This is a genomic window from Scytonema sp. UIC 10036 (genome assembly GCF_009725235.1).
Genome location: NZ_WJFC01000176.1, coordinates 20949 through 28548 on the forward strand (window position 1 = coordinate 20949; position 7600 = coordinate 28548).

Annotated in this window: 8 protein-coding genes and 1 pseudogene; 7 read left to right on the plus strand and 2 right to left on the minus strand. The window is 40.9% G+C overall.

Going from position 1 to position 7600, the window contains the following annotated elements; genetic code table 11:
* The first annotated feature begins 98 nt into the window (after positions 1–98).
* The 6 genes from F7734_RS47065 (at position 99) to F7734_RS47090 (ending at position 3903) form a co-directional block, all read left to right on the plus strand.
* Positions 99–695: a type IV toxin-antitoxin system AbiEi family antitoxin domain-containing protein gene (locus F7734_RS47065; protein WP_155751209.1), complete on the plus strand. Its 597-nt coding sequence runs from the start codon at positions 99–101 to the stop codon at positions 693–695.
* Complete coding sequence (locus F7734_RS47070) at positions 692–1615, plus strand: nucleotidyl transferase AbiEii/AbiGii toxin family protein (protein ID WP_155751210.1); 924 nt, start codon at positions 692–694, stop codon at positions 1613–1615. Before F7734_RS47065 ends, F7734_RS47070 begins: the two co-directional genes overlap by 4 nt.
* Positions 1616–1783: 168 nt before the next feature.
* A complete protein-coding gene (locus F7734_RS47075) occupies positions 1784–2056 on the plus strand; it encodes a hypothetical protein (protein ID WP_155751211.1) in 273 nt (90 codons plus the stop codon).
* Entirely contained in the window at positions 2053–2262 is a 210-nt protein-coding gene (locus tag F7734_RS47080) for a hypothetical protein (RefSeq protein ID WP_207714373.1), read from the plus strand. The genes F7734_RS47075 and F7734_RS47080 overlap by 4 nt, the downstream gene beginning before the upstream one ends.
* 343 nt (positions 2263–2605) lie before the next feature.
* A complete protein-coding gene (locus F7734_RS47085) occupies positions 2606–3049 on the plus strand; it encodes a DUF3850 domain-containing protein (RefSeq protein ID WP_207714374.1) in 444 nt (147 codons plus the stop codon).
* Between the two features lie 302 nt (positions 3050–3351).
* Complete coding sequence (locus F7734_RS47090; protein WP_155751212.1) at positions 3352–3903, plus strand: ATP-binding protein; 552 nt, start codon at positions 3352–3354, stop codon at positions 3901–3903.
* A gap of 155 nt (positions 3904–4058) precedes the next feature.
* Here the strand turns inward: F7734_RS47090 and F7734_RS47095 are convergent, their stop codons facing one another.
* Positions 4059–4583 (minus strand): DUF726 domain-containing protein, encoded by a 525-nt coding sequence (locus tag F7734_RS47095; protein ID WP_347566406.1) that lies wholly within the window; start codon positions 4581–4583, stop codon positions 4059–4061.
* Between F7734_RS47095 and F7734_RS47100 the strand changes: the two are divergent.
* A pseudogene (locus F7734_RS47100) lies at positions 4480–4908 on the plus strand (PspA/IM30 family protein); the annotation flags it as partial. The gene F7734_RS47095 and the pseudogene F7734_RS47100 overlap by 104 nt on opposite strands.
* A gap of 266 nt (positions 4909–5174) precedes the next feature.
* Here F7734_RS47100 and F7734_RS47105 read toward each other — a convergent pair.
* Positions 5175–7547 carry a nitrate reductase gene (locus tag F7734_RS47105; protein WP_155751215.1) on the minus strand — a complete coding sequence of 791 codons (2373 nt, stop codon included), beginning with the start codon at positions 7545–7547 and terminating at the stop codon, positions 5175–5177.
* Positions 7548–7600: the final 53 nt, after the last annotated feature.

Consider the following 7600-nt stretch of genomic DNA (forward strand, 5'->3'; position numbering starts at 1 on the left):
ATGCTACTTGTGATAAAATGTTATTAAAAATCATTAATATTAAACGTTTTATCACATAATAGAATCCACAAGAGATTTTACACGAAATAAACAGCAGTATGACCAGGATACAGAAGGTGTTAGCTCTGTCTCGTGAAATGGGTGTTATTCGGGCAAAAGAAGCACAAGAAAGAGGTATTCACCCAGAGTACCTAAAGCGTCTTGAGCAACAGGGACGACTTATTCGTTCTGCTCGTGGTGTTTATACTTTTGCCGATGCCGATATTACCGCAAGCCATACATTGGTTGAGGCGGTTAAACGAGTCCCGCATGGGATTGTTTGCCTACTTTCTGCCCTTAGCTTCCACGAACTGACCACCCAGGTTCCTTTTGAGGTTTGGCTAGCAATTCCACCTAAAACTCGTGCGCCTGTAGAGAATCTGCTGCCATTGCGGATTGTGCGTATGTCAGGTCAGTCGCTGGAATCAGGCATTGAAAAGCATGAGATTGAAGGGGTAAGTGTTGCCATTTATTCTCCTGCTAAAACCGTGGTTGATTGCTTTAAGTTTCGCAACAAAATTGGTCTTGATGTTGCACTCGAAGTTCTGCGGGAATGTCTCCGGGAAAAACGTTGCACGGTAGACCAACTCTGGCAGTATGCTAAGATTTGCCGAATGCAGAATGTAATGCGTCCTTACCTTGAAGCTCTCACATGACCCAAAAGCAGCCCCAAAACATAGCAGCCTCTGTGAAAGCACGGTTGCTTCACCTCTCAAAACAGCAGAAAGAAGATTTTAATTACCTGTTGACGCGATATGCTGCGAATCGCCTTTTATATAGGCTGAGCCAATCATCCTACAGACAGAAATTTATCCTGAAGGGGGCAATGCTGTTCGCGCTCTGGAGTGGTGAGCCACATCGAGCGACAAAAGATATAGACTTGCTAGGTTATGGCAGTCATGACATGGCTTATTTGCAAAACGTCTTTCAAGAGATTTGCGGTATTTCCTTTGCAGAGGATGGTATTATCTTTGAACCCGACACGGTGACAGGTGAAAAGATCAAGGAAGATCAAGAATATGAGGGCGTTAGAATCAAGCTTAAAGGGAAATTGGCTTCTACTACTATTCAGGTTCAGATAGATATTGGCTTTGGTGATGCTGTTACGCCAAGAGCGCAGGAAGCCGAATTCCCCTCTATGTTGAATCTGCCCGCGCCTTTGGTGCTTATCTACCCGCGTGAAACAGTCGTTGCGGAAAAGTTTCAGGCAATGGTTGCCCTGGGCATAGGAAACAGCCGCCTTAAGGATTTTTACGATATTTGGTTTCTCTGCCAAAAATTTGAATTTCAGGGAGAACTTTTGAGTAAAGCTTTGAAAAGTACCTTCGAGCGACGCAAGACACCCTTGCCCACAGTACTACCCTTTGCCCTAACAACAGAATTTGTAGAAGATGCAAGTAAACAGAAACAATGGCAATCCTTTGTGCAGAGAGGACAACTAAAGACAGCACACATTTCATTGTCTGATGTTATTGAGGTGATAGGGGAATTTTTAATGCCACCAAGTTTTGCAGCAGCATCAGAACAAGAATTCTCCAAATATTGGACTTCCACAAAACAATGGTTTGATACTTAACACAACGAAATACATATATAAAGTTACAAACGGAATAAACAACAAAAACATACAAGCGCGACACGGCTAAAGCTGTTAAGCCTCGGCTTACTGCATTATTAAGATGATTGATAACCCTATAGAATGAAAGTATTAAAGTGTAACAACTTAAATGAGCAAAGTACTCCTATGCCTTATCCTACTTTCAGTGACGAAGAAATTGCTCAACGTGGCAAAGAGATTTACGAAAAGCAAATCCGTACCCACGTAGAAACAACAGAGAATATTGGCAAAATTATTTCGATTGATATTGAATCAGGTGATTACGAAATTGACGATGATTTGCTGACAACGTGCCGTCGCTTACAGGCTCGACATAATAACGCTGTTCTCTGGACAGAGAGAATTGGATTTAACGCAGTTTATGCAATCGGTGGCACGTTGACAAGGACGACATCATGATGCACGGCGCTGTTGTCGGACTTCAGGCAAGAATCAATATTATTCTTCGTTCTTCAGGACGATCGGATGTAGAAATAGAGTGCGTTGTCGATACGGCTTTTGAAGGAACTTTAACCTTACCGCCTCATATCATTGCTGCTCTCGATCTGCCCTATGTTACTCGTATCAGTACCAATCTTGCTAATGATATGAATGTCATGACATAGGTTTACTTAGCATTCTAAAAAGAAACAGCCAGAACTGGTTGAGATTTTATCAAAAGGTTAATAGTATCGCCTACCTTAAGCATTAATAGAAAAGGAAACGAACTGGCGAAAGCTTTTGCTCTGTGCAGTTCCAGTGATAAAAAGTTTTTATCGCCCTATGGCACTTTAGGAGTCGAAATCTGGATAAATTTTATCCAAGCTAAATCCGTTTTCTTTCAGTTGAAAAGCTTAATATCTCATTGGCTCAATAAAAAAACTGGGTTTTTGGGATTACTGTACCGACGCTGAATGCACAGCCTTCCTTTAGAACGTTGTAAAAAAGCTATTGAACTTGGAGGTCTTTATGCAGGCTAAATACATCAAAGTTCTAAGTATCAAGCGAGTTTATGCTGAACGTATTGTTGATGGTACTAAAAAAATTGAATTGCGAAAGCGTTCAATTGGAATAGAATTAGGGGATTTAATTCTTTTGTACGAAACTACACCTGATTCTGTCATCAAGGGAGGCTTTGTCGCTGATAAAACTATATCCTTACCTGTTTCGGAAATGTGGAGTAAGTATCATCCTATTCTAGGAGTAGACAAAGAGTTCTACGATCTGTATTTTGAGAACTGTGAATTTGCATACGGTACTTTTATATATCAAAACTTTCTTTTCCCAGCACTGTCTCTGAAACAAATACAAGAACTTTGCTCTGGTTTTACACCACCACAAGCCACAATAAACTGGCGTAAAATTGTAATTCAGCCGATGGATCATGCACTTAATCAGGGAGAAAGAGTTTAATGGAGGAAGGAAGACTGTGTAAACAGTTAGATCTATTTGCCTTAAAGTAGATAAAGCTAATTAATATGCTTCCACTTCGTGGCTACTGAAATGATGCTACGCTCACTGTATTGTAAGGTTAAAAAGTTTTAAATTATAATAAAAAATCTTGGAAGTATATAGAGCATCTATTTAATTTTAAGCTATAGTTAGTACATTGTTAGAGAAATGCCTTGTTGATAGCTCTCATCTTATAAGTTTTTCAAGCAAAACATAATTTTTTTTCAATTTATTATTTCTATCAGCTTTAAAAAATAAACAACATGAGAAAACGTAAACTTATTTTTGTTGGTGGAGTACATGGTGTTGGAAAAACAACTCTTTGTAAAGAGATAGAATCAAAATTTCATGTTAAGCATTTTTCAGCAAGCAATTTGATTTCAAGAGAGAAGCAAGAAGAACATCTTCTTAACAAACTAGTTGAGAAGATTGGCGAAAATCAAGATATTTTATTAACAGCAATAAATAAGTATTTCAAGAATGAAAATTGGTATTTGCTGGATGGGCATTTTTGCTTATTAAATAAGGATAATGAAATCACCAAAATACCAGAATCAACATATGATGGCATTTGTCCCAATGCTATTCTTCTCTTAGTTGACAAACCAGAAGATATTTATGCTCGTTTAAGCTCAAGAGATAGTATTAAACATGATTTAGCTCTGCTTAAATATTTTCAAGAACAAGAAATTGGTTATGCTGAATACATTAGTGGTAAATTAAATATTCCTTATCTAATTTATCACCTTACTGAAAGTAAAAACAAAGTATATACTTTTATTGAAAGTTTAGTGACTCAAGCGGTATCTGAATAAGAATTTTTCTGTTTTTTGTGATACGTCAGCAATCGCTTCCAAAACCTTCCCAATCAACTTTCCTGTAAACAGCAACAAATGGCTAAAGCGATCGCCTCTGTCTTTTTTAGTATTAAGATCGCTCAACTACATCCATTAGAAAGCGAGTGTCAATCTCATACACGCCATAAACCCTTTCTGACTAACTCTGGTAAATAGTTGAGGTAACTTGATAAGCTATGACTTTTACCAATAAAATCTGTAGCATCTTCATTTCTTATCTTTGAATGATATTCTTTGATTGGCTTCTGTCCGCAAGCGTGATTACCTGCTTCTGCTAACTTAAACTTCGTTTTTAAGTCTGGATCGTTATCGTTATAAACATTTATTAAAGTTCCATTTATTTGAGACGCTACATATCCCCAGTCTTTACTGGTATCTCGACGCACAGCGCCAGCTAGAAGAATTATGTCGAACAGTGAATGTTTGTTTCCTGACCAACTCTCCATACAATAATAAGCAACACGCGCACCAAGCGAATGAGCTAGAAGACAAATGTTCTGTTCGGGAATTTGGGATTCAATACTGATAGGTAAACTTAAGCACAACCTATCTGTATTTGATACTAAGTTTTCTGAAGCTAAAGCAATGAAGCCATTGCTCAAAGCACGGTTGCTTGCTGCTAAGGCAGCAGCAAACACACAAAGTATGGATTGCGGTTCCAATACCAGTAGTGCAATGGCTGCCTTTGAGCGGATGGAAGAAAAAATTTTGATGCAAGAAGTCCGTGCTTTCTCAGCAGCAGAATTAGCTGGAGCCGATTTAGAAACCCAATTTGCAGCTTTGGAAGCAAGCAGTGATGTTGATGATGAATTAGCAGCACTGAAGGCACAAATGCTACTTCCTGGCGGTTCGTTGGGTAAATCCCAACTACCACAACACGCAATTGCTCTAAAATCGAATACCGATTGTGAAGTTATTGATACCGAGTTGGAAGCGCTTCGCAAGGAATTGGATCGATTGTAGTTTTTGAATGAAAAGGTGAAAATCTCCAACTATTACCGCTCATGGTGCTCTTTCACCTACCAAAGTTAAAGAATGGGGTCTCCGAGAGGTGTTTCTAACCCTACCCGATAATTTAGCGGAGATTGTCGTGGCTGGTTTGCGAAAATTAACGAGTTACTAAGTCTGCTGAGATACAAATTTATCCGCGTCCATCTGCGTTCATCTGCGGTTAATTTTTCTTTCCATACCTCACGAAAGTGGGAATTGCCATATAATACACTGAGCAATTACAAGTTTGCGGATTGGTGCAATAGCTGACGTTGATGACCAGCAACTGTCATATCAACACTCACTGGAACAATCTGTACTGCACAAGCCTTTAATTCTGGTTGTAAGGAGTCAGGACAAGATTCTGGATGAGTTAAAGCATTGGCTTCAGCATTATCCGCCCACAGAGCACCCCAATGCATGGGAACGAAGACTGTACCGGGTGCGATCGCACGAGTCACTTTCACTGGAAACTTAGCTTTGCCACGACGCGATCGCACTTCAACAAATTGATTATCACTCACGTTGAGAGTTGCTGCATCACGGGGATGGATTTCAATAAACGGTTCGGGATGCATTTGACGGGTTTTTTCAATTCGACCTGTACGCGTTTGGGTATGCCAGTGTCCGTAAAGCCTTCCGGTTGTCAGCACAAAAGGATAATTGGGATCTGGGGGTTCAGCCAATCCTCGCGAGTGATATGCTGCAAATCGGGCGCGTCCATCTGGAGTGTGAAAACGTAAATCGGTGTAAAGACGTTTGGATTTTGGATTTTGGATTTTGGATTTTGGATTGTTGGACTGGTTGTTGGGATTTTGGATTTTGGATTTTGGATTTTGGATTGTTGAACTGGTTGTTGGGATTTTGGATTTTGGATTATTAGACTGCTCCTGAGATACTGCAATCTCTGACTTCTCACCAGTAGGCTCCAATCCAAAATCGGCTATCGAAAATCCAAAATCAGGGCATGGCCATTGAAGTGGACCGTCCGCTTGAAGTCGTTCGTGACTGATGGCTGTCATATCACAAGGGCGATTGCCAGTCAATTTGACAAACTCAGAATAAACTTCACTTGAGTTAGCAAAAGCAAACTCTTTCACGAAGCCAAGCCTGCGTCCAACTTCTGCAAAAATTTCCCAATCTGCTTTGGCTTCTCCCGGTGGCTGACGAAATGCCGGACATAACGTGACTCTCCGTTCGGAATTAGTCATGACACCAGTTTTCTCACTCCACTGAGCAGCAGGTAACAAGACATGAGCGTAAGCAGCAGTTTCTGTTGGATAGTAAGCATCCTGGTAAACAGTGAAAGGCGATCGCAACAACGCTGCTTTAGTTCTCTCTAAATCTGGCATACTTACAGCAGGATTGGTAGCAGCAATCCACAACAGACCTACAGCACCATTTTCCAGCCCAGTTATCATATCCCAAGCCGTTATACCGGGTGTTGGACAAATTCGTCCTGATGGGAGTCCCCACAGTTCCTCAACTTCCGCTCGGTGCTGGGGATTTTTTACCAATCGGTAACCGGGTAATAAATGCGCTAAACCCCCCGCCTCGCGTCCCCCCATTGCGTTGGGTTGACCTGTCAGAGAAAATGGTCCCGCTCCTGGCTTACCAATTTGCCCTGTCATCAAGTGGAGGTTAATAATTGTTCTGACTTTAGCCGTCCCTTCTGAGGATTGGTTTACACCCATTGACCACAAAGACAGGACTTTCTGAGATTCACCCCAGTAACGAGCGGCTGTTTCTAAATCTTCAACACTAATCCCGCATTGATGAGCAACGATTTCTGGGGAATAATGGCGAATGACTTCTGCATATGAAGAAAATTTACTCGTGCAATCCTCAATAAATCCAGGATCGATATAGCCCCAACGCATCAACAAATGAGCAATTCCATTTAATAAGTCGATATCTGTTCCAGGGCGAATTGCTAAATGTAAGTCTGCAGCTTCTGCGGTTTGCGTGCGGCGGGGATCGACCACAATCATTTTGACTTTGCGATTCTTTTTGTGGTATTTTTCCAGCCTGTTAAAAATAATAGGGTGACATTCTGCTGTATTGGTACCAATTAAAAACGCACAATCGGTTAATTCTAAATCTTCGTAACAACAGGGAGGCCCATCCGAACCAAAGCTTTGAATGTACCCAGCTACCGCACTGGACATACACAAGCGAGAGTTAGCATCAAAATTATTGCTCCCCAAACATCCTTTCAAAAGTTTTTGGGCGATGTAGTAGTCTTCAGTTTGAAACTGACCGGAACCATACATACATATGGCTTCGGGTCCTTGAGTGTAGCGTACTGTTTGAATGCGTTTAACGATAATATCAAATGCCTCATCCCAAGTAGCACGACGAAACTTTTGGTCTAAAGATTCTCGTACCATTGGGTAGTGGAGCCTATTTTTGTCTAAAGATTCTGCTATGGTAGCACCTTTAACACAAACCATTCCCTGGCTGGATGGGTGTGCTTTATCTCCTCGCACTCGCCAAGTGGGGTTTCCCTGACTATCTCTATGAGTTGCTTTCCCAAGTTGTGCTGGAGGTGATACTTCTAATCCACAGCCAACACCACAGTAAGGACAAAGTGTTTTGGTAAATTCAGTCATGATAAAAATGAATAATTAACCGCAGATGAACGCTGTTGAATTTTGGATTTTGG

What these genes read in the sequence shown, in the direction of transcription:
- F7734_RS47065 (WP_155751209.1), top strand. Translation starts at nt 99, where the DNA reads ATGACCAGGATACAGAAGGTGTTAGCTCTGTCTCGTGAAATGGGTGTT.
- F7734_RS47070 (WP_155751210.1), top strand. Translation starts at nt 692, where the DNA reads ATGACCCAAAAGCAGCCCCAAAACATAGCAGCCTCTGTGAAAGCACGG.
- F7734_RS47075 (WP_155751211.1), top strand. Translation starts at nt 1,784, where the DNA reads ATGCCTTATCCTACTTTCAGTGACGAAGAAATTGCTCAACGTGGCAAA.
- F7734_RS47080 (WP_207714373.1), top strand. Translation starts at nt 2,053, where the DNA reads ATGATGCACGGCGCTGTTGTCGGACTTCAGGCAAGAATCAATATTATT.
- F7734_RS47085 (WP_207714374.1), top strand. Translation starts at nt 2,606, where the DNA reads ATGCAGGCTAAATACATCAAAGTTCTAAGTATCAAGCGAGTTTATGCT.
- F7734_RS47090 (WP_155751212.1), top strand. Translation starts at nt 3,352, where the DNA reads ATGAGAAAACGTAAACTTATTTTTGTTGGTGGAGTACATGGTGTTGGA.
- F7734_RS47105 (WP_155751215.1), bottom strand. Translation starts at nt 7,547, where the DNA reads ATGACTGAATTTACCAAAACACTTTGTCCTTACTGTGGTGTTGGCTGT.